Origin of the sequence: Streptomyces sp. ISL-98 (assembly GCF_018614055.1) — a bacterium.
Lineage (GTDB): Bacteria > Actinomycetota > Actinomycetes > Streptomycetales > Streptomycetaceae > Streptomyces > Streptomyces spiramyceticus.
Genome location: NZ_JAGGPB010000077.1, coordinates 1 through 25943, shown reverse-complemented (window position 1 = coordinate 25943; position 25943 = coordinate 1). Strand labels below are relative to the sequence as shown.

General features: G+C 70.8%; 25 protein-coding genes. 19 read left to right on the top strand and 6 right to left on the bottom strand.

The features are described 5' to 3' along the window. The first annotated feature begins 83 nt into the window (after positions 1-83). The 4 genes from J7I98_RS36640 to J7I98_RS36625 are packed head-to-tail and all read left to right on the top strand — an operon-like array spanning position 84 to position 5839. Positions 84-3281 (top strand): GNAT family N-acetyltransferase, encoded by a 3198-nt coding sequence (locus tag J7I98_RS36640; RefSeq protein ID WP_214929395.1) that lies wholly within the window; start codon positions 84-86, stop codon positions 3279-3281. Between the two features lie 40 nt (positions 3282-3321). Continuing rightward, positions 3322-3909, top strand: a complete 588-nt coding sequence (locus J7I98_RS36635) for a DUF5998 family protein (RefSeq protein WP_214929394.1) — start codon at positions 3322-3324, stop codon at positions 3907-3909. Next, a complete protein-coding gene (locus J7I98_RS36630; protein ID WP_214929393.1) occupies positions 3909-5096 on the top strand; it encodes an alkaline phosphatase family protein in 1188 nt (395 codons plus the stop codon). Before J7I98_RS36635 ends, J7I98_RS36630 begins: the two co-directional genes overlap by 1 nt. Positions 5097-5149: 53 nt before the next feature. Then, entirely contained in the window at positions 5150-5839 is a 690-nt protein-coding gene (locus J7I98_RS36625; protein WP_214929392.1) for a thymidine kinase, read from the top strand. On the opposite strand, the gene J7I98_RS36620 is transcribed toward J7I98_RS36625, so the two are convergent. Further along, positions 5814-6593, bottom strand: coding sequence for a VOC family protein (locus J7I98_RS36620; RefSeq protein WP_214929391.1), 780 nt, complete (start codon positions 6591-6593; stop codon positions 5814-5816). The genes J7I98_RS36625 and J7I98_RS36620 overlap by 26 nt on opposite strands. Positions 6594-6766: 173 nt before the next feature. Here J7I98_RS36620 and J7I98_RS36615 point away from each other — a divergent pair, with 173 nt between their 5' ends. Next, positions 6767-7594 (top strand): sulfurtransferase, encoded by an 828-nt coding sequence (locus J7I98_RS36615; RefSeq protein ID WP_214929390.1) that lies wholly within the window; start codon positions 6767-6769, stop codon positions 7592-7594. 67 nt (positions 7595-7661) lie between these two features. On the opposite strand, the gene sepH is transcribed toward J7I98_RS36615, so the two are convergent. Next, complete coding sequence (gene sepH / locus J7I98_RS36610; RefSeq protein ID WP_214929389.1) at positions 7662-8726, bottom strand: septation protein SepH; 1065 nt, start codon at positions 8724-8726, stop codon at positions 7662-7664. A gap of 491 nt (positions 8727-9217) precedes the next feature. Between sepH and J7I98_RS36605 the strand changes: the two genes are divergently transcribed. After that, a complete protein-coding gene (locus J7I98_RS36605; protein ID WP_214929388.1) occupies positions 9218-9979 on the top strand; it encodes a hypothetical protein in 762 nt (253 codons plus the stop codon). A gap of 22 nt (positions 9980-10001) precedes the next feature. Here the strand turns inward: J7I98_RS36605 and J7I98_RS36600 are convergent, their stop codons facing one another. After that, on the bottom strand, positions 10002-11330 hold the full coding sequence (locus J7I98_RS36600; RefSeq protein ID WP_214929387.1) for a D-arabinono-1,4-lactone oxidase: 1329 nt from the start codon (positions 11328-11330) through the stop codon (positions 10002-10004). Further along, positions 11281-12537 (bottom strand): MFS transporter, encoded by a 1257-nt coding sequence (locus J7I98_RS36595; RefSeq protein ID WP_214929386.1) that lies wholly within the window; start codon positions 12535-12537, stop codon positions 11281-11283. The genes J7I98_RS36600 and J7I98_RS36595 overlap by 50 nt, the downstream gene beginning before the upstream one ends. Before the next feature lie 92 nt (positions 12538-12629). Here J7I98_RS36595 and J7I98_RS36590 point away from each other — a divergent pair, with 92 nt between their 5' ends. Continuing rightward, complete coding sequence (locus tag J7I98_RS36590; protein WP_214929385.1) at positions 12630-13769, top strand: ferrochelatase; 1140 nt, start codon at positions 12630-12632, stop codon at positions 13767-13769. A gap of 48 nt (positions 13770-13817) precedes the next feature. Continuing rightward, on the top strand, positions 13818-14618 hold the full coding sequence (locus J7I98_RS36585) for an inositol monophosphatase family protein (RefSeq protein WP_214929384.1): 801 nt from the start codon (positions 13818-13820) through the stop codon (positions 14616-14618). Between the two features lie 138 nt (positions 14619-14756). On the opposite strand, the gene J7I98_RS36580 is transcribed toward J7I98_RS36585, so the two are convergent. Next, complete coding sequence (locus J7I98_RS36580; RefSeq protein ID WP_214929383.1) at positions 14757-14930, bottom strand: hypothetical protein; 174 nt, start codon at positions 14928-14930, stop codon at positions 14757-14759. A 331-nt stretch (positions 14931-15261) separates the two neighbouring features. Here J7I98_RS36580 and J7I98_RS36575 point away from each other — a divergent pair, with 331 nt between their 5' ends. From J7I98_RS36575 to J7I98_RS36560, 4 genes are all read left to right on the top strand, one after another. Next, complete coding sequence (locus J7I98_RS36575) at positions 15262-15915, top strand: response regulator transcription factor (protein ID WP_028814147.1); 654 nt, start codon at positions 15262-15264, stop codon at positions 15913-15915. A 6-nt stretch (positions 15916-15921) separates the two neighbouring features. After that, positions 15922-17154 carry a HAMP domain-containing sensor histidine kinase gene (locus J7I98_RS36570; protein WP_214929382.1) on the top strand — a complete coding sequence of 411 codons (1233 nt, stop codon included), beginning with the start codon at positions 15922-15924 and terminating at the stop codon, positions 17152-17154. 393 nt (positions 17155-17547) lie between these two features. Continuing rightward, positions 17548-17844: a DUF4193 domain-containing protein gene (locus tag J7I98_RS36565; RefSeq protein ID WP_214929381.1), complete on the top strand. Its 297-nt coding sequence runs from the start codon at positions 17548-17550 to the stop codon at positions 17842-17844. Positions 17845-17857: 13 nt separating this feature from the next. Beyond that, the gene (locus tag J7I98_RS36560) at positions 17858-18718 is read left to right on the top strand and encodes a hypothetical protein (protein ID WP_214929380.1); all 861 of its coding nucleotides are present in this window, start codon (positions 17858-17860) and stop codon (positions 18716-18718) included. On the opposite strand, the gene J7I98_RS36555 is transcribed toward J7I98_RS36560, so the two are convergent. Then, positions 18715-19173 carry a DUF3093 domain-containing protein gene (locus J7I98_RS36555; protein WP_214929379.1) on the bottom strand — a complete coding sequence of 153 codons (459 nt, stop codon included), beginning with the start codon at positions 19171-19173 and terminating at the stop codon, positions 18715-18717. The genes J7I98_RS36560 and J7I98_RS36555 overlap by 4 nt on opposite strands. A gap of 124 nt (positions 19174-19297) precedes the next feature. Here J7I98_RS36555 and J7I98_RS36550 point away from each other — a divergent pair, with 124 nt between their 5' ends. The 7 genes from J7I98_RS36550 to J7I98_RS36520 all read left to right on the top strand — a co-directional run bounded on the left by J7I98_RS36550 (position 19298) and on the right by J7I98_RS36520 (position 25865). Beyond that, entirely contained in the window at positions 19298-19840 is a 543-nt protein-coding gene (locus J7I98_RS36550; RefSeq protein WP_214929411.1) for a PaaI family thioesterase, read from the top strand. Then, positions 19837-20352, top strand: a complete 516-nt coding sequence (gene dut, locus J7I98_RS36545; protein ID WP_214929378.1) for a dUTP diphosphatase — start codon at positions 19837-19839, stop codon at positions 20350-20352. Before J7I98_RS36550 ends, dut begins: the two co-directional genes overlap by 4 nt. A gap of 1 nt (position 20353) precedes the next feature. After that, positions 20354-21133, top strand: a complete 780-nt coding sequence (locus J7I98_RS36540; RefSeq protein ID WP_214929377.1) for a DUF3710 domain-containing protein — start codon at positions 20354-20356, stop codon at positions 21131-21133. A gap of 225 nt (positions 21134-21358) precedes the next feature. Further along, a complete protein-coding gene (locus J7I98_RS36535; RefSeq protein WP_214929376.1) occupies positions 21359-23902 on the top strand; it encodes a sensor histidine kinase KdpD in 2544 nt (847 codons plus the stop codon). 91 nt (positions 23903-23993) lie between these two features. Next, positions 23994-24677, top strand: coding sequence for a response regulator (locus J7I98_RS36530; protein ID WP_214929375.1), 684 nt, complete (start codon positions 23994-23996; stop codon positions 24675-24677). 33 nt (positions 24678-24710) lie between these two features. Then, positions 24711-25109, top strand: coding sequence for an OB-fold nucleic acid binding domain-containing protein (locus tag J7I98_RS36525; RefSeq protein WP_214929374.1), 399 nt, complete (start codon positions 24711-24713; stop codon positions 25107-25109). A 3-nt stretch (positions 25110-25112) separates the two neighbouring features. Beyond that, the gene (locus tag J7I98_RS36520; RefSeq protein WP_214929373.1) at positions 25113-25865 is read left to right on the top strand and encodes a DUF3159 domain-containing protein; all 753 of its coding nucleotides are present in this window, start codon (positions 25113-25115) and stop codon (positions 25863-25865) included. The last annotated feature ends 78 nt before the right edge of the window (positions 25866-25943 follow it).

Sequence of the window (25943 nt, the reverse complement as noted above, 5' to 3'; positions counted from 1 at the left end):
CGGCCCCTTTCCACAGCCGTCCGGCCGCCCCCAGCCTGCCTCGCCCGGCGCGCTGACGCGACCCCGCCCCGTAGGCTTTCGTCATGCAGCATCCGCCGGAGCAGACCCCGCAGGAGCAGACCGAGCCGGATCACCGCATGCGCCATGCCTACCCGGCCCACTGGGAAGCCGATGTCGTGCTGCGCGACGGAGGAACGGCGCGGATCCGCCCGATCACGGCCGCCGACGCGCAGCGCCTGGTCAGTTTCTACGAGCAGGTGTCGGACGAGTCGAAGTACTACCGCTTCTTCGCTCCGTACCCCCGCCTCTCGGACAAGGACGTCCACCGCTTCACCCACCACGACTACGTGGACCGGGTCGGGCTCGCCGTCACGGTCGGCGGCGAGTTCATCGCCACCGTCCGGTACGACCGCATCAACGCCCAGGGCCGCCCCGCCTCGGGCCCCGACGCCGACCAGGCGGAAGTCGCCTTCCTCGTCCAGGACGCGCACCAGGGCCGCGGCGTCGCCTCCGCCCTCCTCGAACACATCGGCGCCGTCGCCCGCGAGCGCGGCATCCGGCGCTTCGTGGCGGAAGTACTGCCCGCCAACACCAAGATGATCAAGGTCTTCACGGACGCGGGCTACACCCAGAAGCGCAGCTTCGAGGACGGCGTCGTACACCTCGAATTCGACCTGGAGCCGACCGCCCGCTCCCTCGCCGTGCAGCGCGCCCGCGAGCAGCGCGCCGAGTCCCGCTCCGTGCAGCGCCTCCTCGCACCCGGCGCCGTCGCCGTGATCGGAGCCGGGCGCGCGCCGGGCGGGGTGGGCCGAACCGTCCTGCGGAACCTGCTCGCCGCCGGGTTCACCGGGCGTACGTACGCCGTGAACCGCGCCTTCCCCGACGGCCTCACCGAGCTCGACGGCGTCCCTGCGCACCGCTCCGTCGCCGGGATCGACGAGGCCGTCGACCTCGCCGTCGTCGCCGTTCCGGCCGAGCGGGTGCCGGAGGTCGTCGCCGACTGCGGGGAGCACGGCGTCCAGGGTCTCGTCGTCCTGTCCGCCGGGTACGCAGAGAGCGGTGCGGCGGGCCGGGAGCGGCAGCGGGAACTCGTGCGCCAGGCCCGCTCGTACGGCATGCGCATCATCGGCCCCAACGCCTTCGGCATCATCAACACCTCCGAGGCCGTACGCCTCAACGCCTCCCTCGCGCCGGAGCCGCCCGAGCGCGGCCGCATCGGCCTGTTCACCCAGTCCGGTGCGATCGGCATCGCGCTGCTCTCCGGGCTCTACCGGCGGGGCGCGGGCCTGGCGTCGTTCATCTCGGCGGGGAACCGCGCGGACGTCTCCGGCAACGACTACCTCCAGTACTGCTATGAGGACCCGGACACCGACATCGTCCTGCTCTACCTCGAATCGATCGGCAATCCGCGCAAGTTCACCCGCCTCGCGCGGCGGACCTCGGCCGCGAAGCCGGTCGTCGTCGTGAAGGGCGCGCGGCACAGTGGCAGTACGCCGCCGGGGCACGCGGTGCCGGCCACCCGGATCCCGGACGCGACGGTCTCGGCGCTGTTCCGCCAGGCGGGGGTCATCCGTGTCGACACGGTCACGGAGCTCGTCGACGCAGGGCTGCTGCTGGCCTCCCAGCCGCTGCCCGCGGGGCCGCGCGTCGCGATCCTCGGCAACTCCGAGTCCCTCGGCCTCCTCTCGTACGACGCCTGCCTCGCCGAAGGGCTGCGCCCGCTGCCGCCCCGCGACCTGACGACTGCCGCGACCCCGGCGGACTTCCGGGCGGCCTTGGCGGACGCGCTCGCGGACGCGGCGTGCGATGCGGTCGTGGTGACAGCGATTCCCTGGGTCGGGGAGAACGGCGCCATGGAATCGGGCGACGGGGAGGTCCTGGCCGATGCGCTGCGCGCGGCGGCGGCCACGGGACCGGCGAAGCCGGTGGCGGTGGTCCACGTGGAGATCGGCGGCCTGGCGGAGGCCCTGGCCGCCGCGACCAGCACGGCCCGCCCGGCGACGGTGACGTCGGCGGGGAGGCATGGCGCGGTGGGAGCCGACGCGGCCGGGGCCGGTTCGGCGCCGGGGTCGGGGCTTTTTTCTCCCCCACCCCGCCACTCCCCGGTTGTGACATCTGCGACTCCGCCGCATGAGGGGGTAACCCCCCAGACTCCCGGACCGGGCGCCCCGCCCCCGCAGCCCGGGGCGGACGCCAACGCCACAGCCCCGCCCCCGGGCGGTGGGGCCGCTGTACCGCCCGGCGAAGCCGCCCCTTCCGGAGCGGCGCAGGGCACGGATACGGGTACCGGCCCCCGGGCCGACGGTACGGCTCCGTCGCCCCCGGGCGACCGGCCCGCCGTACCGCCCGGCGAGGCTGCCCCTTCCGTCAGCAGTTCCTCCGGGCAGGGCGGTGGCAATGGCGCCGCCCGGCGGGGTATCCCCGCCTACCCCGCCGCCGAGCGTGCCGTGCGGGCTCTTGCCGAGGCCGTCCGGTACGCGCAGTGGCGACGGCAGGCCGCCGACCCGGGGCGCGTGCCGCAGTACGACGACATCGACGAAGCCGGCGCCGCCGCGCAGATCGACGCCCTCCTGACGGAAGGTGCCGTGCCGCGCGGCATGCCCCTTACCGCCGAAGCTGCCCGCGAGCTCCTCGGCCGGTACGGCATCGACGTACGGCCGACGCTCGCCGCCCCCGGCCCCGACGCCGCCGCCACGGCCGCCCAGCGGCTCGGCTACCCCGTCGCTCTCAAGACCACCGCCCCGCACCTCCGCCACCGCCCGGACCTCGGCGGCGTACGGCTCGATCTCGCCAATGAAATGGAACTGCGTCGGGCCTTCGCCGAGTTGACCGACGCCCTCGGCAAGCCCGAGGAGCTCCAGCCGGTCGTCCAGGCCATGGCCCCGCGCGGCGTCGACACCGTCGTACGGGCCACCATCGACGCCGCCGCCGGAGCCGTGCTGTCCTTCGGGCTCGCGGGAGCCGCCTCCGAGCTGCTCGGCGACACCGCGCACCGGCTCGTCCCGGCGACCGACCGGGACGCCGCCGAGCTGATCAGGTCGATCCGGACCGCCCCGCTCCTCTTCGGCTGGCGAGGCTCCGCCCCCGTCGACACCGCCGCCCTCGAAGAGCTCCTGCTGCGCGTATCGCGACTGGTCGACGACCATCCCGAGGTCGTCGGAGTCGCTCTCGAACCGGTGGTCGTCGCCCCGCGGGGCCTGTCCGTACTCGGCGCGACCGTACGTCTCGCACCACCACCCGCACGCGACGACGTCGGCCCCCGTCGCCTCCCCAGTTACTGACCCGCATTCCCGCCCCCCAGAGCCCCGTAGGATGGAGGGCATGGCGAAGACCGGTACGACGACCCAGGGGCTGCGCGCGGCGATCGAGCGCAGCGGCTACTACCCGGCCCTTGTGGCCGAAGCGGTGGAGGCCGCTGTCGGCGGCGAGCCGGTCTCTTCATACCTCGTGCACCAGGAGACGACTTTCGACTCCAACGAGGTACGCCGCCACGTCACGGTCCTCGTCCTCACCGGCAACCGCTTCATCGTGAGCCACACCGACGAGCAGGCGGCCGACACCACGTCCCCGACGCCGTACGCCACCACATCCACCGAGTCGGTCAAGCTCGACCGGATCTCGTCGGTCGTGGTGAGCCGCGTCGTGGCCAACCCCGAGAAGTACGTCCCCGGCACACTGCCCCGCGAGGTCGTCCTGACCATCGGCTGGGGCGCCGTCTCCCGCATCGACCTGGAGCCCGCCGCCTGCGGCGACCCCAACTGCGAGGCGGACCACGGCTACACCGGCAACAGCACCGCCGACGACCTGAGCCTGCGCGTCAGCGAGGCCGGCGACGGCCCGGACGCCGTCCGCCAGACCCTCGCCTTCGCCCAGTCGCTTTCCGAAGCGACCGCCGCGGCCGACCGCTGATGGCACTGCCCGCCTGGTCCGACCCGGTTCCGCTCGCGCTCGACTCCGCGCCGGCCCCCGAGTACGGCAGCGGTTCGCTCGCCGACCTGCTGCCCACCCTCGCGGCAGGCATGGGCGTACCCGGTACGAGCGCCATGATCCCCGAGCTCACGCCCGCGGACCGGAACTGCGTGTTCCTGATCGACGGTCTCGGCTGGGAGCAGATAAAGAGCCACCCGGACGAGGCGCCGTACCTGCACTCACTCCTCGGCAGCTCGCGCGGCGGCACGGGCCGCCCGCTCACCGCGGGCTTCCCCGCCACCACCGCGACCTCCCTCGCCTCCGTCGGCACGGGCCTGCCGCCCGGCGCGCACGGCCTGCCCGGCTACACCGTCCGCGACCCGGACACCGGCGCGCTGATGAACCAGCTGCGCTGGAAGCCGTGGACCGACCCGCACGTCTGGCAGCCGTACCCCACGGTGTTCCAGCTCGCGGACGCCGCGGGCGTACACACCGCGCAGGTTTCGTCACCCGACTTCCAGCACACCCCGCTCACCAAGGTCGCGCTGAGCGGCGGCACCTTCCGCGGCAAGCTCACCGGCGAGGACCGGATGGACCTCGCCGCTGATCAACTGGCCGTCGGCGACCGCTCGCTGGTCTACACGTACTACAGCGAGGTCGACGGCAAGGGTCACCGCTTCGGCGTCGACTCCGACGCCTGGCGCGGCCAGCTGATGTACGTCGACCGGCTCGCCCAGCGCCTCGCCGAGCAGCTGCCGCCCCGCTCCGCCCTGTACATCACCGCCGACCACGGCATGATCGACATTCCCTTCGACGAGCAGTCGCGCATCGACTTCGACGAGGACTGGGAGCTGAGTGCGGGCGTCGCCCTGCTCGGCGGCGAGGGCCGGGCCCGTCATGTGTACGCCGTCCCGGGCGCCGCCACCGACGTGCTCACGGTCTGGCGCGAGGTGCTCGGAGAGCAGTTCTGGGTGGCGAGCAGGGACGAGGCGATCGCGGCGGGCTGGTTCGGCCCGACGGTCGACGAGCGGGTGTACGGACGCATCGGCGACGTCGTCGCGGCGGCCCACGACGACGTCGTGATCATCGCTTCGCGGCGGGAGCCGCACGAGTCCGCGATGGTGGGCATGCACGGCTCCATGACCGCGGTGGAGCAGCTCGTCCCGCTCATCGAAGTACGTTCGTAAGCCCTCCCCACCCCCGCGCAGACCGCACAGATCTGAAAGGTCTTCAACTCCTCATGCCCGAGCTGGTGTTCTTCTCCGGAACGATGGACTGCGGAAAGAGCACCCTCGCTCTTCAGATCGAGCACAACCGGTCGGCACGCGGCCTCCAGGGCATGATCTTCACACGCGACGACCGTGCGGGAGCGGGCAAGCTGTCCTCCCGCCTCGGCCTGGTCACCGACGCCGTCGAGGCCGCCGACGGCTTCGACTTCTACGCGTACCTCGTCGCCCACCTGTCCCAGGGCAACCGAGCCGACTATGTGATCGTGGACGAGGCCCAGTTCCTCGCCCCCGAGCAGATCGACCAGCTGGCCCGTATCGTCGACGACCTGGAACTCGACGTCTTCGCCTTCGGCATCACGACCGACTTCCGCTCCAAGCTCTTCCCCGGCTCGCAGCGCCTGGTCGAGCTCGCCGACCGGGTGGAGGTGCTCCAGGTCGAGGCGCTCTGCTGGTGCGGCGCGCGCGCCACGCACAACGCCCGCACCATAGGCGGCCAGATGGTGGTCGAGGGCGCCCAGGTCGTCGTCGGCGACGTCAACCAGTCGCCCGACGAGATCGGTTACGAGGTGCTGTGCCGCCGGCACCACAGGCGCCGGATGACGGCCGCGTCCGCGCGGGCAGGGGCACTGTCGCCCGATGTGCTGCCCGTGGACGCCCTCACTCCCGGCTCCGCCTTCAACGGGTCGACCGTACGATCGTGAAGACCGCGCCCTCCGGGTCCGCGACGGTCGCCACCCGGCCGTTGGGGCCCTCCTCGGGGGCCTGCAGGACATGCCCGCCGAGTTCCTGGACCGTACGGGCCGATGCGTCGGTGTCCTCGACTTCGAAGTACGTCATCCAGTGCGGGCCCCTGTCGCGCGGCAGGGCCTTGCCGACGCCGCGCAGGGCAGCCACGGGCCGGCCTTCGAGGCGCAGGGTCAGATAATCATCGGGGTCGGCAGAGGCGTCCGGTTCCACCTCGTAGCCGAACACCGCCTGGTAGAACTTGCTGACCGTCGCCGTCTCACGGGTCATCAACTCGTTCCAGGCGGGCGTGCCGTGAGTCCCGGCGATCGCCGTGCCCAGGTGCGCCGCGGCCTGCCAGATACCGAACACCGCGCCCGAGGGGTCGGAGCCGATCGCCATCCGGCCGGCGTGGTCCGCGTCGAGCGGGCCGACGCCGATCGTGCCGCCGTGGCTCCTGATCGACTCGGCCGTGACATCGGCGTCCTCGGTGGCGAAGTACGGCGTCCACGCGACGGGCAGGTGCCGGTCCGGGGGCAGTTGGCCGATGCCCGCGACTTCCTTCCCGTCGAGCACCGCACGGACGTACGGGCCGAGCTGCCCCGGTCCTGGCCTGAATTCCCAGCCGAACAGCGCCCGGTAGAAATCCTGGGTCGCGGCCAGGCCGTGCACCATCAGGCTTACCCAGCAGGGCGCACCAGGCGTGTGCCGCGGGATCGCTGGCTCGGTCATCGTCACTCTCTCCTTGGACCATCGGGTTGGTGGTCGTGCAGGAACCGGGCGAGCCGTCGTCAAAGGGGCGCACCCGTGCAGATCTTGCACCACCTGCCCCGCCGTGTGGTCCGGCCGCGCCGTTTTCACAGGTTCCCGCAGGAGAGAATGCCCGCTGCGCAAGGATGGCACTTATGAACGCAATCATCACCGCATCCCAACTCGCGAGCGAGTCGGCGGGGGACCGGCCGCCGGTCCTCCTGGACGTCCGCTATCAGATGGGCGGACCTCACGGCCGTGCCGCGTACGAGGCGGGCCACATCCCGGGAGCTGTCTTCGTCGACCTGGAGGCGGAACTCGCCGGCCCGCCGGGACCGGGCGGCCGTCACCCCCTCCCCGACGTCGAGGCGTTCGGAGCGGTCATGCGCCGTGCGGGCGTTTCCCAGGACAGGCCGGTCGTGGTGTACGACGGCGGGCAGGGCTGGGCCGCGGCACGTGCCTGGTGGATGCTCCGCTGGACGGGCCACCCGGACGTGAGGGTTCTGGACGGCGGTCTCGCCGCGTGGACGGGCCCGGCCGAGTCCGAGGTCCCGGCCCCGGCTGCCGGTGACTTCACGCCCGTCCCCGGCGCCGTACCTGTCCTCGACGCCGACGGCGCCGCCGAACTGGCCCGTACGGGGCTGCTGCTCGACGCGAGGGCGGCCGAACGGTACCGGGGCGAGGTGGAGCCGATCGACCCGGTCGCCGGCCACATCCCGGGCGCTGTCTCCGCCCCGACCATGGACAACGTCGGGCCCGAAGGCCGCCTGCTCCCCGCATCCCAACTGGCCGCCCGCTTCAAGGCGCTGGGCGCTGCCGATGCCCCGGCGGTCGGCGTGTACTGCGGCTCGGGCGTTTCGGCCGCGCAGGAGGTGCTCGCCCTGGAGGTCGCGGGCATCCCGGCGGCGCTGTACGCGGGTTCCTGGTCGGAGTGGTGCGCCGACAAAGCCCGGCCTGTGGCCACCGGACCCGACCCTCTGTAGCCGCGCATGCCGGTGGGCCCGTACGCGATACGTACGGGCCCACCGGGCGGGCGTTACAGCGCCGCTGTTAGTCCTGCTTCTTGCGGCGCGTACCGAAGACGATCTCGTCCCAGCTCGGTACGGCAGCCCGCCGTCCCGGCCGGACCCCGTCGGCCTCCGCCTGCCGGTCCGTCGTACCGGTGAGCCGGTCACGGTGACCGGCCACCGCACGCGGCATCAGTACATCGGCGTACGCGGAACCGGCTCCCGCCGAGGCGGCCGTTGCCGGGGGCTCCTCGGAGTCGGGCTCCTGCGCGGTGGCGGGCTCGGTCGTCGGCGGCTCCGGGGGCGGCGCAGGCCGTTCGGGCACCACCATGTCACCGCGGAAGCTCGGTACTGCCTCCAGCAGGCTGGTCAGCGAATCCCGCTCGCTGCCGGTGCTCTCCTCCGGCTCCGGAGCGGTCGGCCGCTCCATCTGACGGTCGAGGGCACGGTCCAGCGGCCGGTCCCGGGGCAGCCGCGCGATCCGCGGTACGAACGGGAAGCTCGGCTCGGGGGCGGCAGCCGTGTCCGCGTCGGTCGGTTCGCCGATCAGCGACCGCGCCTCGTCGTCCACTGCCTGTACGAGCCGCCTGGGCGGGTCGTACGTCCAGCTCGCGGAGTGGGGCTCGCCTGCGACGCGGTAGACGAGCAGCACTTCCCACGTACCGTCGTCGCGCCGCCACGAGTCCCACAGGACCGTTTCCTTGTCGGCGCCGCGCAGGAGCAGCCGCTCCTGCACCGCCTCGCCGAGCTGGGGCCCTGTCCCGGTGTTCTCGCCGGGGCGGCGTACCGGGGTCTTCCTGGCGCGCTCGGCCATGAAGGCGCGTTCGGCGAGCACGGGACCCTCGAAGCGGCGGACCCGGTCGACCGGAATGCCCGCGAGCTGAGCGACCTCCTCCGCGGAGGCACCGGCGCGTATGCGCGCCTGGATGTCGCGAGGGCGGAGGTGGCTCTCCACCTCGATCTCGATCTGGCCGAGACGGGCACGGTCGTTGCGAACGGCGGCGCGCAGCCGTTCGTCGATCGGAAGCGTGTACTCCGTGCTGTCAGCAGCCTTCAGCACCAGTCGTGTGCCGTCATTCGAGACGGCCACGACACGCAGTTCGGGCATGGGAACCTCCCGGGTGGTGCCTGCCGACGTCACGTGCGTCGCTGCTTCCGCTAGTCGAGTGTGGCCTGCCCGGGTGCAGCCTGCCACAACATTGCCGAGTTGCCCGGCGTGTCGGGCATCAGCCCCGGATGGCCGTTATGGCACGGTTACCGTTTCACCACTCATAGTGACCGCCTCGTCACCCTGTGTGGTGGGTGCCCCCGATTGGGCCGGACCCAGGGCTCGCCACAGTACTCCATTCGGGCCATGGGGGTGGACCGGCGCGCCACCGAAGTTCAGCCGGTGTACGGGAGTTGAGTCGATCTGTTCTTCCGTGCGCAGTGTGTGTGCGTGTCCTGCTTCACAGAATCGCCGGAAACGGAACTAATCACTTCGCCCAAATGTCTCTTCTTGTTGCAAGACGGATCAGATGGGCGATCAGAGGCTGGTACATGGGCGGGAACCCGGAAACCGAGACAGGTGAGCAGAAAAAACCGCGAATTGATCTGAGCGTGGCTCAGGTCGCGGGCAGTGCGGTGGCCGCGATCGTGGCGGCGGTGCTGGCATCGAAGCTCGGTGTGTACGGGACGATCATCGGCGCGGGCGTGGTCAGCGTCGTCGCGACCAGCGGCGGCACGATTTTCCAGCATCTCTTCCGGCGTACCGGCGAACAGATCCGCGAAGTCACCGTCCAGGCAAAGCCGAAGGCACGTCAGGTGCCCGCGCGCGACGAGCCGGTGCCGGCGTACGCCGACGAGTTCGGCGAGGCCACGACGCACGGCACGCGGGTCAGGGGCTGGAAGCGCTCCGCCATCCCTGCCGCCCTCGTCTTCGCCGTGGCCATGGGAGGCATCACGGCGTACGAACTGGCCTCCGGCGGCGACCTCAGCGGCGGCAGGGGCAGCACCGTGGGCAATGTCCTGCGCGGTGGCGGCGGGGAGCAGGGGCAGAAGCAGACCCCGGCTTCGGACACGCCGTCAGAAGACAGGCCGGGCAGCGTAAAGGACGGCGGCGAGAGCCCCGACAAGGGCACAGGGCCCGGCACAGGAACCGGCACTGATCCTGACACCGGCACTGACCAGGGCACCGGCTCGCCCGACCCGGCCAAGACGCCGCCCACGACGGACGGCGGCTCGACCGGCGAAGCGACCCCGACGCCCACACCCACTCCGACCCCGACACCCACCGGCGGCGACAGCGGCGAAACGGAGAGCGGCGACACCACCGGCAGTGGCGGCGACGCGACCGACGGCGGCAGCACCGCGACTCCGTAACCGGGCAGGGAGGAGCGAGGCGTCAGTCGCCCAGGACCCGCCGCAAGTAGTCGTTGGCGAAGAGGCGCTGCGGGTCCAGCCGGTCGCGCAGCGCAGTGAACTCGCCGAAGCGCGGGTATGCCCCGGCCAGGTACTCGGCGTCTCGTGTGTGCACCTTGCCCCAGTGCGGACGGCCGCCGTGCGCGGTCATGATCCGCTCCACCGCGGTGAAGTACGACTGGTACGGGGTGCCCCTGTAGAGGTGCACCGCGATGTACGCCGTGTCCCGGCCGGACGCCGTGGAGAGCGTGATGTCGTCCGCCGGCGCCGTACGCACCTCGACGGGGAAGCTGACGCGCAGCGGCGAGCGTTCGACGAGCGCCTTCACCTCGCGCAGCGCCTCGACCGCGGCCTCGCGCGGGATGGCGTACTCCATCTCCATGAAGCGCACGCGGCGTGGGCTCGTGAAGACTTTGTAAGGAATGTCCGTGTACGTACGGGCGGACAGTGCGCGGCTGGAGAGCTTGGCGATGGAGGGTATGGCCGCGGGGACGGCGCGGCCGACCGAACAGGCCACCTGGAAGATGCCGTTGGAGAGGAGCTCGTCCTCGATCCAGCCGCTGACCCTGCCGGGCGGGGCGGCGGGTCCTGCGCTGCGGTTGTTGCGCTTGGTGTTGCAGTTGCCGGTGTGCGGGAACCAGTAGAACTCGAAGTGCTCGTTCTCCGCGTGGAGAGCTTCGAAATCGGCCGTCACCCTGTCGAAGGTCATCGGCTCCTCACGGGCCGTCAGCAGGAAGACCGGCTCCACGGCGAAGGTGATCGCGGTGACGACGCCCAGCGCGCCGAGCCCGAGCCTGGCGGCCGCGAAGACATCGGGATTCTCCTTTTCGGAGCAGGTCAGCAACGAGCCGTCCGCCGTGACCAGTTCCAGGGCGCGGATCTGCGCGGCGGTCGAGGCGGAGTCGCGGCCCGTGCCGTGGGTGCCCGTGCTGGTCGCACCGGCCACGGTCTGCTCCATGATGTCGCCCATGTTCGTGAGCGACAGGCCCTCTCTGGCCAGCGCCACGTTCAGGCGCTTGAGCGGAGTGCCGGCTTCCACGGTGACGGTCCCCGCCGCGCGGTCGATCTTGCGAATGCCGGTCAGCAGGTCGGGGCGTATGAGCACACCGTCGGTCGCGGCGGCCGCAGTGAACGAGTGGCCCGTGCCGACGGGCTTCACCTTCAGCCCGTCCTCCGCGGCCCTGCGCACGGCCTCGGCGAGTTCCTCCGCCGAGGCCGGAGTGACTTCCCGTACCGGACGGGCCGTGACATTCCCCGCCCAGTTACGCCACGTGCTCGCCGTCCGGGATGCCGTCCTGGATGTCGTGGCCATCTGCCCCGTGCCCTCCCCGCGTCGGTGCCGGCGTGCGCAGCCGGCGGTACCCCAGGAACGCGACGACGGCCGCGACAGCTCCCGCCGCGACGGGCACTCCGTACCCCGCGTCCGCTCCCGCCGCGTCGACCACCCAGCCTGCGGCCGAGGAACCGAGAGCGACTCCGACGGCGAGCCCGGTGCCTGTCCAGGTCATGCCCTCGGTCAGTTTGGTGCGCGGTACGTGCTCCTCGATGAGAGCCATGGTGGTCACCATCGTCGGTGCGATGGCAAGGCCCGCGACAAAGAGCGCCACGGCCAGAAACGGCAGGTTCCCGGCCAGTTGGAGGGGGATCATACTCACGGCCATGGCGCAGACCCCCACCAGCCACCTCCTCGACGCCGGGCCCTTGAGATGCAGCAGTCCGAAGACCGCACCCGCGAGGCAGGAACCGAGCGCGTACACGGCGAGGACGAGGCTGGCGGCCGCCTTGTGGCCCTGCTCCTCGGCGAAGGCCACCGTCACCACGTCGATCGCCCCGAAGATCACGCCGACGGCGACGAACGTGGCCACCAGCACCTGAAGTCCGGGGGAGCGCAGCGCGGAGCCGCCGGTGTGTTCGTCGCGCGGGTGCGGGACGGGCTCGGTGGCGCGTTGGGCGGTCAGCCAGAAGACGCCGACGACGAGGAAGGCGGCGGCGATCAGCGGGCCGGCTTCGGGGAACCAGGCGGTCGAGAGCCCGATGGAGACGATGGGGCCGAAGATGAAGCAGACCTCGTCGGCAATGGACTCCCAGGAGTACGCCGTGTGCAGTTCCCGCGGTGAGCCGCGGTAGATCTCCGCCCAGCGGGCCCTGGTCATCGAGCCCACGCTCGGTACGCAGCCCGCGCCCGCAGCGAAGACGAAGAGCGTCCACTCGGGGGCGCCCTGATGGGCGCAGATCAGCAGGCCCGCGACCGCCGCGACGGCGACCAGGGTGGCCGGGCGCAGGACGCGGCGCTGCCCGTACCTGTCGACGTAACGCGATATCTGGGGGCCCAGCACGGCGGCCGCCATCGCGAGCGTTGCGGAGAGGGCGCCCGCCAGCCCGTACCGGCCGGTGAGCTGAGAAATCATGGTCACGATGCCGATGCCCATCATGGACAGCGGCATCCGGCCGAAGAAGCCGGCCACGGAGAACGCCTTGGTGCCGGGGGCGGAAAATATCGCGCGATAGGGACTGGGCAAGGGGGCGCTCCGGTAAGGCGTATAGGTGGGCACTACAGCTTACGGCGGTATCGGGTTCCCGCTCGCCAGTTGGGGGTGGCAGGATCGGAGCCATGCCCGACCAGCGCGATCCCGCCCCTTACGACGCCCTGCTGCTGCTCTCCTTCGGCGGCCCCGAAGGCCCCGACGATGTGGTCCCGTTCCTGGAGAACGTCACCCGTGGCCGGGGCATCCCCAAGGAGAGGCTCAAGGAGGTGGGGCAGCACTACTTCCTGTTCGGCGGAGTCAGCCCCATCAACGAGCAGAACCGGGCGCTGCTCGACGCCCTGCGCAAGGACTTCGCCGAGCAGGGCATGGGCGGTCCGGGCGGCCTGCCGGTCTACTGGGGCAACCGCAACTGGGCGCCCTACCTGACCGACACGCTGCGCGAGATGGCCGCCGACGGCCGGCGCCGCATCGCCGTACTCGCCACGAGCGCGTACGCCTCGTACTCGGGCTGCCGCCAGTACCGCGAGAACCTCGCCGACGCCCTCGCGGCCCTGGAGGCCGAGGGGATCGAGCCGCCGCGCGTCGACAAGCTGCGGCACTACTTCAACCACCCCGGTTTCGTACGACCGATGGTCGACGGCGTCCTGAAGTCCCTGGCCGATCTGCCCCCGGTCGTACGGGCGGGGGCCCACCTCGCCTTCACGACCCACTCCATCCCGACCGCCGCGGCAGACACCTCCGGCCCGGCGGACGAGCACGGCGACGGCGGTGCGTACGTCGCACAGCACCTGGACGTCGCCCGGCTGATCGCCGAGACGGTCCGCGAAGAGACGGGCGTCGAGCACCCCTGGCAGCTCGTCTACCAGTCGCGCAGCGGCGCCCCGCACATCCCGTGGCTGGAGCCGGACATCTGCGACCACTTGGAGGCGCTGCACGGCGCGGGGGCGCCCGCCGTCGTCATGGTCCCGATCGGCTTCGTCTCGGACCACATGGAGGTCCTGTACGACCTCGACACCGAGGCCACCGCCAAGGCCGCCGAACTCGGCCTGCCGGTCGCCCGCTCGGCCACGGTCGGGGCGGACCCGCGGTTCGCCGCGGCCGTGCGCGAGCTGTTGCTCGAACGGGTGGCCACCGAGCGGGGGCGCGCGGTGGAGCGCTGCGCGCTGGGCGTACTCGGCCCTTCGCACGACCTCTGCCCGGTCGGATGCTGCCCGGCCAGGTCGCCCAAGCCCGCTGCGGCGGGTGCCGACAGCCCGTACGCCTAGTTGTCTCATTCGGTACGCATCCGTACATCCGTACGCACAAGGAGAGCTGTGACCGACACCCTCAAGTCCGAGCTGCTCGAACTGGCCCTGGAAGCCGCCCGCCGCGCCGGCGCACTGCTGCGGGACGGCCGCCCAGCCGACCTGGGCGTCGCCGCCACCAAGTCCAGCCCCATCGACGTCGTCACCGAGATGGACATCGCCGCCGAGAAGCTGATCACCGGCTTCCTCGCCGAACACCGCCCCGACGACGGAGTCCTAGGGGAGGAGGGTGCCAGCACCGAGGGCACGAGCGGGGTCCGCTGGGTGATCGACCCGCTCGACGGCACAGTGAATTACTTGTACGGGCTCCCCACCTGGGCCGTGTCCATCGCGGCGGAACAGGGCGGTGAGACGGTCGTCGGCGTCGTGGCGGCCCCGATGCGCCGCGAGACGTACCAGGCGGTCCTGGGCGGCGGCGCGTACGCCAACGGCAGCCGGCTCCACCACCGCGTGGCCCCGCCGCTGGACCAGGCACTGGTCTCGACCGGCTTCAACTACGTCGCCACCGTGCGCACCCACCAGGCGGACGTGGCCCAGCGCCTCATCCCGAGGCTCCGTGACATCCGGCGCAGCGGCTCGGCGGCCATCGACCTGTGCGACGTCGCCGCAGGCCGTCTGGACGGCTACTACGAGCGCGGACTGAGCCCCTGGGATCTGGCGGCGGGGGACCTGATCGCGCGGGAGGCGGGCGCGGTGACCGGTGGGCGGCCCGGCCGGCCCGCGTCGGGCGAGCTGACGATCGCGGCATCGCCGGGGGTCTTCGAGCCGCTCCAGGCCCTGCTGGAGGACTTCGGCGCCTGGCACGACTAGACGCCTGGCACGACTAGGAGCGGGCCGGACCGGCGCAGGGGGCGGCAGGCACGCGAAAGGGCCCCGCACCTTCCCCTCGGTGCCGGGCCCTTCCTTACGTGTACGTGTACGTGTGCTCCGTACGGTCGACCGGGCGGGTCAGGCGCGCGCGGCGCCCACCTCCACGCCATGTTCCGCAGCGAGGCGGTGCAGGTCGTCCAGCTCTGCCTGCTCCACCTCCGCGAGGAAGTCGTCGCCCGTTTCGCGAGCCATTGTGAGGTCGGATTCCGTGGCCTTTATGCGCTGCAGCAGGCCTGCGGTGAAAGCGTCCATGGGTGCGCCCCCTCGTCATGGGTCGGTGGCACGGGGGTGTGCCGAGGGTCGGGTGGATCACGCGGACCGTCTGGGGTACAGGGGACAGAGCGGGCTGTGGCGTGCCACATACAGGGCGTGATCGCGGGGTGTGCAGTCGTCCTCCCCACGGGCTGCCTCATGAAAACCTCAACTGGCCCGAGAATCATGGAATTACCCCGCTGTGCCCTGTCAGGGGCCCGTCCCCTCCCCCCTGCCTTACCGCCGGTTTATGGCCGAAAGGGGCAGGATGGCAGCGCACAGTCAATGGGACAGACCTTGCCCTCAGGGGCATCAGCGGAAGGAATGTGACGTGCGCGTACTCGTCGTCGAGGACGAGCAGCTGCTCGCCGATGCGGTGGCCACCGGACTGCGCCGGGAGGCCATGGCCGTCGACGTCGTGTACGACGGCGCGGCCGCTCTGGAACGTATCGGGGTCAACGACTACGACGTCGTCGTTCTCGACCGTGACCTCCCGCTCGTCCACGGTGACGACGTCTGCCGCAAGATCGTCGAGCTGGGGATGCCCACCCGCGTCCTGATGCTCACCGCCTCGGGTGACGTCAGCGACCGCGTGGAGGGCCTGGAGATCGGCGCTGACGACTATCTGCCCAAGCCGTTCGCCTTCAGCGAGCTGACGGCGCGGGTACGTGCCCTGGGGCGCCGTACGACCGTCGCTCTGCCGCCCGTCCTGGAGCGCTCCGGCATCAAGCTCGACCCGAACCGCCGCGAGGTCTTCCGCGACGGCCAGGAGATCCAGCTGGCGCCGAAGGAGTTCGCGGTGCTGGAGGTGCTGATGCGCAGCGAGGGCGCCGTCGTGTCGGCCGAGCAGCTGCTCGAAAAGGCCTGGGACGAGAACACCGACCCGTTCACGAACGTCGTACGCGTCACGGTCATGACCCTGCGCCGCAAGCTCGGGGAGCCGCCGGTCATCGTCACGGTGCCCGGCTCCGGCTACCGGATCTGACGCCCGGTGGCCGCGACCCCGGCGCCGCCCGTGGCGCCGCCGAAACCGACCTGGGACCCGAGCGGGCACCGGACCTCGTTCCCCTGGCTGCGTCCGACCATCCGGATACGGCTGACGCTGCTGTACGGCGGCATGTTCCTGATCGCGGGCATCCTGCTGCTCTCGATCATCTATCTGCTGGCGGCCCAGGCCCTCACGGTGGGCAGTGACCTGCCCTTCAGGATCGTGAGCGGCAAGGTCGAGAGCTCGGTGTGCGACCTGCCCGACCAGGCCACGCCCGAGCAGTTCAACGCGGCCATGAACGCCTGCGTCAACGACCAGCGCCAGCACGCGCTCGACCAGCTGCTCAGCCGCTCGCTTCTCGCGCTGCTGGGGCTCAGCGTCATCGCTTTCGCCTTCGGCTACGCCATAGCGGGCCGGGTCCTCGCGCCGCTCGGCAGGATGACCCGTACGGCCCGCAGGGTGGCCGGTACGGACCTGACCAGGCGGATCGAGCTGGACGGCCCGGACGACGAGCTCAAGGAGCTCGCGGACACCTTCGACGAGATGCTCGACCGTCTGGAGCGGGCGTTCACGGCCCAGCAGCGGTTCGTGGGCAACGCGTCGCACGAACTGCGCACGCCGCTCGCGATCAACCGGACCCTGCTGGAGGTCCACCTCTCCGACCCCGGGGCGCCCCCCGAGCTCCAGCAGCTCGGCAAGACGCTCCTGGCCACCAACGAGCGCAGCGAGCAGCTCGTGGAGGGCCTGCTGCTGCTCGCCCGCAGCGAGAACCAGATCGTGGAGCGCAAGCCGGTCGACCTCGCCGAGGTCGCGTCGCGCGCCATCGACCAGGCACACGGTGAGGCCGCTGCGAAGGGCGTGGAGATCCGTGGCGAGCGTGCGCCCGTCGTCGTACAGGGCAACGGCGTTCTGCTGGAGCGGATCGCCCTTAACCTCGTACAGAACGCCGTGCGCTACAACGTGGCCGAGGACGGCTGGGTCGAGGTGACCACTGAGGTCCAGCACGGACAGGCGGTCCTGGTGGTCTCGAACACCGGTCCAGTGGTTCCCGCGTACGAGATTGACAACCTCTTCGAGCCGTTCAGGCGGCTGCGTACGGAGCGGACCGGCAGTGACAAGGGTGTGGGCCTCGGCCTGTCCATCGCGCGCAGCGTCGCGCGGGCCCACGGAGGCCGTATCATCGCGGAGCCCCGCGAGGGCGGCGGCCTCGTGATGCGTGTCACTCTCCCGATCTGAGACGTTTCGCGAAGCAGCTCGGCTTGTTCGCTTTACGCGGAATTTTCGGGACGTAATCCCGGAAGGCCCGTGTGTGATCGATCACAGGAGCGAATTTCCGGCCATCTACTCTCCGTGATCGCCAACGCCCCCGGAAAGCCGGTAAAAGTCCGGGTTTCCTGGGGGTGAGATAACGGGAAGTACACGAGGTGGCGCTCGTGAAGTGCGGCCTCAGGACCGTGTACGGTCCCGATCGCCATCCAAACCGAGCACTCCTGAGGGGCTCGGTTGGGTGTCGATTGAGTAACAGACCTTGATGTGAGGCAAAATCTCCGCCTCAGGTCGGGCACAAGTCCGGCCTCTCACGCGTTACGTGCGCTGAGACACCGCAACCACCCAGAGGGGGAGAGCGACATGGCAACGGATTACGACACCCCACGCAAGACCGATGACGACGTCGACCAGGACAGCCTTGAAGAGCTCAAGGCACGTCGGAGCGACAAGACCGCATCGGCCGTTGACGTGGACGAATTTGAGGCCGCCGAGGGGCTGGAACTGCCCGGCGCGGACCTCTCCAACGAAGAGCTCGCCGTACGAGTCCTGCCCAAGCAGGCCGACGAGTTCACCTGCATGAGCTGCTTCCTCGTGCACCACCGGAGCCAGCTGGCCAGGGAGAAGAACGGTCAGCCGATCTGCCGCGACTGCGACTGAGGTCGGGTCGGCCGTGGCAGGCGCGACACCGTCCAGGAGAAAGCGCTTCCGGCGGCAGGGATCACCGGAGGCGCCGCACGGCGTGAGCGCGGCCGTCGGCGCACGTGACGACGAGCGAGGCCTGCCGGCCTCGCTCGAAGCTGCGGAAGGGCCCACAGGTCGGGCCCGGCGCCTGGCGGTTGTCAAGCGGACCGCACGCAAGGGCGGCGAGAGCGCGAAGGCCTGGCTAGGTCACCTGGCCGACCGGGTCATCGAGATCGCGCCGCGCGTTCCCGTGCGCGACCTGGCGACACTGCGCAAGCAGTTCCCGGGCCTCGGCCCCGAGCAGCTTGCCGACAAACTGGTGGCGGGTGCGGCCAACGGCACCTCCACCGTGGGCGCGGGCATCGGTGCGGCCGCCATGCTGCCCGTACCGCCCGCGATGCCGGCCGAGCTGGCCGCCGAGATCACCGGCGTTGCCGCGATCGAGCTGAAGCTCATCGCGGAGCTGCACGAGGTCTACGGCGTACGGCCGCCCGGCAACCTCAGGGAGCGCAGCACCGCCTACCTCAACTCCTGGTCGCAGGAGCGGGGGATCGACGTGACCAAACCGGCCACGTACAACGCCGCGCTCGGCAGCCAGATGAAGCGCGAGCTGCGGCAGCAGATCATGAAGCGCATGGTCCGCAATCTGCCGAACCTCATGCCGTTCATGGTCGGCGCGGCCGTCGGCGCGGTGATGAACCGGCGCGACACCAGAAAGCTCGCCCACCGGGTCCGCAAGGATCTGCGCAGCATGCAGGTCCCCTGGGACGTACTGCCCCTGATGGCCCCGCTGGAACAGCCGCAGCTGCCGCTGGACTGGCAGCCCACCCGCAAGGAGCTGGAGGGCTAGCCCGCCCGTACGCCCGTGAGAGCCGCCTTGAGGGCCTCCGGGTCGCGCGTCGAGAGGTAAACATACGGAGTCGCGTCGTCCGGATCGGTGATCTCTACGCGCAGCGCCGTCGGGATGTAGCTGCGCAGCAGCATGTGGGCGCGGGGGTCGGCCTTGTACGACCGCCAGGCACGAGCCTCTTCGGCGTCCAGCACGTGCGCCTCGCCGAGCGCGGAGACCGGAATACGGGCGTCGCCCGCGACGAGCGCGTCGCCCACCACGCGGATCCGCTGGGAGCCGTACGAACTCACCCCGGCCGCGGCGAGCGCGAAGCCGCCGACCAGGCCGCCCAACATCGGCAGGAGACCCAGCGGCAGCAGCATCAGAGCGCCCGAGACGCCGACGAGTGCGGCGATGATCCACCACGAACGGGGTGCGGTCAGACGTTCTGTGTACTGCGGGGCGGAAGGCTGCATGAATCCAAGCTTGGCACGGCGCGACCCGCGAGTAGCCGCGCGGGTAAGGTCTGCGCCTGTGAGTACTGAGAACTCCCGGGAGACGGCCCCCGGGTCCGCGGCCCTCAAGCCCCCGGCCGACGCCATAGCCCCGGTCCGGCACCCCGACGCACCACCGCCCGGAGAGCTCCTCGGTGCGCACTACGAGCACTGTTTCGGCTGCGGCGGCGGGCAGCCCCACGGGCTGCACCTCCAGGCGCGGGCCGGCGAAGGTGTGCGTGTCTCGGCCGAGTTCACGGTCAAGCCCGCCCACCAGGGCGCTCCCGGTCTCGCGCACGGCGGCGTACTGGCCACGGCTCTCGACGAGACGCTCGGCTCGCTGAACTGGCTGCTGCGGGTGATCGCGGTGACCGGCCGGCTGGAGACGGACTTCGTGCGTCCCGTGCCCGTGGACACCGTGCTGCACCTCGACGCCGAGGTCACCGCCGTGCACGGCCGCAAGATCTACTCCACGGCGACCGGACGGATCGGCGGCCCCGACGGGCCCGTTGCCGTCCGCGCCGACGCCCTCTTCATCGAAGTCAAGGTCGACCACTTCATCGAGAACGGACGCCCGGAGGAGATCCGGGCGGCGATGGCCGACCCCGATCAGGCCAGGCGCGCCCGCGCCTTCGAGGTGAACCCATGACCCGTAACCCTGTTGATGTGCTGATCCGCCGGGTCGACCCCGACGTACCGATCCCTTCGTACGGACATCCGGGCGATGCAGGGGTCGATCTGGTCACCACCGAGGCCGTCGAACTGGCCCCCGGCGAACGGGCGGTCCTCCCCACCGGGGTATCCATCGCGCTGCCCGACGGGTACGCCGCCTTCGTGCACCCCCGATCCGGCCTCGCCGCCCGCTGTGGAGTCGCCCTCGTGAATGCCCCGGGGACGGTGGATGCCGGGTACCGTGGGGAAATCAAGGTGATCGTGGTCAATCTCGACCCGCGCGAAAGCGTGCGGTTCGAGCGCTTCGACCGGATTGCCCAACTGGTCGTCCAGCAGGTCGAGAAGGTGCGCTTCCACGAGGTCGCGGAGCTTCCCGGCTCTGCGCGGGCCGAGGGGGGCTTCGGTTCCACCGGCGGTCATGCCGCAGTGGACGGCCGGGCGGGTGGGAATCGATACGCATCGGTCGTATCCGACCGGGAAGGACAGTGACGTGTTCGGACGTCGCAAGAAGAGCGAAACCGCCAACCATGTGGCGGGCGAGGCCGAGCAGGTCGTCGACGACGTCGAGACCGACGCGGCCATGAACGGCGCGGACGGCGAGGACTCAGCGCGCAGGGTGAACCTGCCGCCGGCACCCCGCCCGGACGGTCCTTGGGACGTGTCCGAGGTCATCGAGCCCGGAGAGGGCAGGGTCGACCTGGGCGGCATGTTCGTGCCCGGAGTCGAGGGCATGGAGCTGCGGGTCGAGGTCGCCGGCGATGCGATCGTCGCCGCGACGGTCGTACTGCGCGACAGCGCCGTCCAGCTGCAGGCCTTCGCGGCGCCCAAGAAGGAAGGCATCTGGGGCGAGGTCCGCGAGGAGATCGCGTCGGGCATCACCCAGCAGGGCGGCATCATCGACGAGGTCGAGGGCCCGCTGGGCTGGGAGCTGCGGGCCCAGGTGCCCGTACAGCTTCCGGACGGCACGGGCGGCGTGCAGATGGTGCGCTTCGTCGGCGTCGACGGGCCGCGCTGGTTCCTGCGCGGAGTGATCTCCGGGCAGGGCGCTGTGCAGCCCGAGGCCGCGGGTGTGCTGGAGCATGTCTTCAAGGACACCGTGGTGGTACGGGGCGAGGGGCCGATGGCGCCGCGCGACCCGATCGTCCTCAAGCTGCCGAACGACGCCCAGATGGTCCCCGAGGGCGTACAGCAGGAGGAGCAGGAGGGCTCGCGCTTCTCCGGTGGGATGGGGCAGCTGCAGCGCGGTCCCGAGATCACCGAGGTCCGCTGACCTGAGAGAGACCTGGCCGGTGGGCCGTACTCCCGATTCGGGAGTACGGCCCACCGGCTTTTGTCCAACGCTTGGCGGCGGGCGTCAGGGTTGCGTCAAACACGTCCTGGAAGCCCGCGCTCGTCCCTTTTGTCGGAATCCATGGATGTAACTTCGGAAGCGCCGCCTCATCGGGCCGCAATATCTCGCAACATCTTCCGATACGACAATGATGACAATGGGGCCATGGGACGCGGCAAGCTTCGGATCTACCTCGGCGCGGCTCCGGGCGTGGGCAAGACGTACGCCATGCTCTCCGAGGCCCACCGACGGGTCGAACGCGGCACCGACTGCGTCGTCGCCTTCGTCGAGCACCACGACCGGCCGCGCACCGAGGTCATGCTCCACGGACTCGAAGAGCTCCACCGCCGCGAGATCGAGTACCGCGGCTCGGCCTTCACCGAAATGGACGTCGACGCCGTCCTGGAACGCCGCCCCGCCGTCGCCCTCGTCGACGAACTGGCCCACACCAACGTCCCGGGCTCGCGCAACGCCAAGCGCTGGCAGGACGTCGAAGAGCTGCTCCAGGCCGGCATCGACGTCGTCTCGACCGTCAACATCCAGCACCTGGAGTCGCTCGGCGACGTCGTCGAGTCGATAACCGGCATACGGCAGCGGGAGACCGTACCCGACGAGGTCGTCCGGCGCGCAGACCAGATCGAGCTGGTCGACATGTCTCCCCAGGCCCTGCGCCGCCGCATGGCCCACGGCAACATCTACAAGCCGGACAAGGTCGACGCGTCACTGTCCAACTACTTCCGCCCCGGCAACCTCACCGCCCTGCGCGAACTCGCGCTCCTGTGGGTCGCCGACCGCGTCGACGAGTACCTCCAGCAGTACCGGGGCGAGCACAACATCCGCTCCACCTGGCAGGCACGCGAGCGCATCGTCGTAGGCCTCACCGGCGGACCCGAGGGCCGTACGCTCATACGCCGCGCATCCCGCATGGCCGCCAAGGGCTCCGGCAGCGAGATCCTCGCCGTCTACATCGCCCGCAGCGACGGCCTTACTTCCGCGTCGCCCAAGGAACTGGCCGTACAGCGCACCCTCGTAGAGGACCTCGGCGGCACCTTCCACCACGTCATAGGCGACGACGTCCCGTCCGCGCTGCTGGAATTCGCGCGGGGCGTCAATGCCACCCAGATCGTGCTCGGGTCGAGCCGCCGCAAGGCCTGGCAGTACATCTTCGGCCCCGGCGTCGGCGCCACCGTCGCCCGCGACTCCGGGCCCGACCTGGACGTCCACATCGTCACCCACGACGAGGTCGCCAAGGGCCGCGGACTCCCCGTCGCCCGTGGCGCACGCCTCGGCCGCGCCCGGATCGTCTCGGGCTGGCTGGTCGGCGTGGCCGCCCCCGTCCTGCTGTCGCTGCTGCTCACCAGCCTGGAGAACGGCCCGGGGCTCGCCAACGACGTCCTGCTCTTCCTCTTCCTGACGGTCGTCGCCGCCCTGCTCGGCGGTCTGCGGCCCGCGCTCGCCTCCGCCGCCGTCGGCTCCCTGCTGCTGAATTACTACTTCACACCGCCCACCCACACCCTGACGATCAGCGACCCCAAGAACATCGTCGCCATCGTGATCTACTTCGCGGTGGCCGTCTCGGTCGCCTCCGTGGTGGACCTGGCGGCCCGCCGCACCCACCAGGCCGCCCGGCTCCGCGCCGAGTCCGAGATCCTCTCCTTCCTGGCAGGCAGCGTCCTGCGCGGCGAGACGGCCCTCGACGCCCTGCTGGAACGGGTACGCGAAACCTTCGGCATGGAGTCCGTGGCGCTCCTGGAGCGTGCGAGCGACGTCGAACCCTGGACCCGCGCCGCGAGCGTCGGACCGAGGCAGCTGGACCGGCCCGAGGACGCCGACGTCGAAATGCCCGTCGGCGACCACATGGCGCTCGCCCTCTCCGGCCGCGTCCTGCCCGCCGAGGACCGCAGGGTGCTCGGCGCCTTCGCCGCCCAGGCCGCCGTCGTACTGGACAGGCAACGCCTGGTCGGAGAGGCGGAAGGAGCGCGCAAGCTCGCCGAGGGCAACCGCATCCGCACCGCCCTGCTCGCCGCCGTCAGCCATGACCTCCGTACGCCGCTGTCGGCCATCAAGGCCGCAGTGACGTCACTGCGCGCCGACGACGTGGCCTGGTCCGAGGCGGACGAGGCGGAGCTGCTCGCGGGCATCGAGGAAGGCGCCGACCGGCTCGGCCACCTCATCGGCAACCTCCTCGACATGTCCAGGCTCCAGACCGGCACCGTCACCCCCCTCATCCGCGAGACCGACCTCGACGAGGTCGTCCCGATGGCGCTCGTCGGCGTACCCGCGGACAGCGTCGGCCTCGACATCCCGGAGTCGCTCCCGATGGTCGCCGTCGACCGGGGCCTCCTGGAGCGGGCCGTCGCCAACATCGTCGAGAACGCCGTCAAGTACAGCCCCGACGGCACCCCCGTCTGTGTCGCCGCCAGCGCGCTCGGCGACCGCGTCGAGCTACGCGTCGCGGACCGCGGCCCGGGCGTCCCCGACGACGAGAAGAGCCGGATCTTCGAGCCGTTCCAGCGCTACGGCGACGCACCGCGCGGCGCCGGAGTGGGCCTCGGCCTCGCCGTCGCCCGCGGTTTCGTGGAATGCATGGGCGGCACGCTCGAAGCCGAGGACACCCCCGGGGGCGGCATGACGATGGTCCTGACCCTCAAGGCGGTCCACGGACACGGACCGGTCCGCCCCGATCTCACCGCCCGGGTCGCCTCGTGACCATGTGCACGACCCCGCTCATCACCCTGTTCACGTACGCCGTGTTTACGTACGCCTTGTTCCGTACGCCCCGCAGAAAGGCAGGCATCCAATGACCCGGGTGCTCGTGGTCGACGACGAGCCGCAGATCGTACGCGCCCTCGTGATCAACCTGAAGGCGCGCAAGTACGAAGTGGACGCGGCCCCCGACGGAGCGACCGCGCTCCAGCTCGCCGCCGCCCGCCACCCCGACGTGGTCGTTCTCGACCTCGGCCTGCCCGACATGGACGGCGTGGAGGTGATCAAGGGCCTGCGCGGCTGGACCCGCGTACCGATACTGGTCCTCTCCGCCCGCCACACCTCCGACGAGAAGGTCGAGGCGCTGGACGCCGGCGCCGACGACTACGTCACCAAGCCCTTCGGCATGGACGAGCTGCTGGCCAGACTCCGCGCCGCCGTCCGGCGGGCGGAGCCGACCGGGGCCGCCGACGACGACGTGATCGTCGATACGGACGACTTCACCGTCGACCTGGCCGCGAAAAAGGTCCACCGAGGCGGCAAGGACGTACGCCTGACCCCCACCGAATGGCACCTCCTGGAGGTGCTCGTACGGAACACGGGCCGCCTGGTCAGCCAGAAGCAGCTCCTCCAGGAGGTCTGGGGCCCTTCGTACGGCACCGAGACCAACTATCTGCGGGTCTACATGGCCCAGCTGCGCCGCAAACTGGAGGCGGATCCCTCGCATCCCAGGCACTTCGTCACCGAACCGGGCATGGGATACCGCTTCGAGCGGTGATCCGTCCTCGTCACTCCCCGGTAGGCTTCCTGTATGAGTGCCGTACCTCGTTCGGAGAAGCCTGCCGGCCGTTTCCGCCGCATGCTCGACCGGCTGTCCACCTCGCAGGAGGAGCTGCACTCCGCGGAGCTGCAGGAGGATACGCAGGCCGCGGGGTGTACACCCATCTGCGACTGCGGCGACCGTCAGATCGTCAAGGTGACTGGTACCTTGCGCACGGTCACCCTGCGTCCGCGGGCCGGCGTGCCCGCCCTGGAGGCGGAGCTGTTCGACGGCACCGCGCCCCTGGACGTGGTGTGGCTGGGCCGGCGTTCCATCGTGGGCATAGAACCGGGCCGCAGGCTCATCGCCTCGGGCCGGATCTCCATGAGCCACGGCCGCCGGGTGCTTTTCAACCCCAAATACGAACTCCGACCGCTCGGACAGGAGTAGCCGGTGACGTCTATCGACAAGCCGACCGCGACGGACCACGACAGCGACGCAGATGACGCCCAGGCCGCGAAGGCGGTCACCGAGGCCGCCCTGTTCGAGGCCTTCGGCGGGGTGCGGGGCATGGTGGAGACCGTCCTCCCCGGCCTGTTGTTCGTGACGATCTTCACGGTCAACAAGGACCTGCACCTCTCGGCCATCGCCGCCCTCGGCGTGTCCTTGCTGCTCGTCGCGGTACGGCTGATCCGCAGGGACACCGTCAAGCACGCCTTCAGCGGCGTCTTCGGCGTCGCCTTCGGTGTCGTCTTCGCGATGATGACCGGCAATGCCAAGGACTTCTACCTGCCGGGCATGATCTACACGCTGGGCCTGGCCCTCGCGTACATCGTGACCACGATCGCGGGCGTCCCGCTGATCGGCCTCATCCTCGGGCCGGTCTTCAAGGAGAACCTCTCCTGGCGCAAGCGCAACCCCGGACGCAAGAAGGCGTACGCCAAGGCGAGCTGGGCCTGGGGCCTGATCCTGCTCACCAAGTGCGCGATCCTCTTCCCGCTCTACTGGTGGGCCGACACGACCCATCTCGGCTGGGTCCTGGTCGCGCTGAAGATCCCGCCTTTCCTGCTCGCGGTGTACCTGACCTGGGTCTTCCTGGCGAAGGCGCCGCCGCCCATCGACGTGTTCGCCGAGATGGAGGCGCAGGAGCAGGCCGAGAAGGAGCGCAAGGCGGCGACGGCCGCGGCGCAGCGCGGCGAGGCCTGATTTCGCTACGCCTGATTTCGGTCCGTACCTGATTTCGGTAGGGGTACCTGATTTCGGTACGTACGAGGAAGGGCCCGG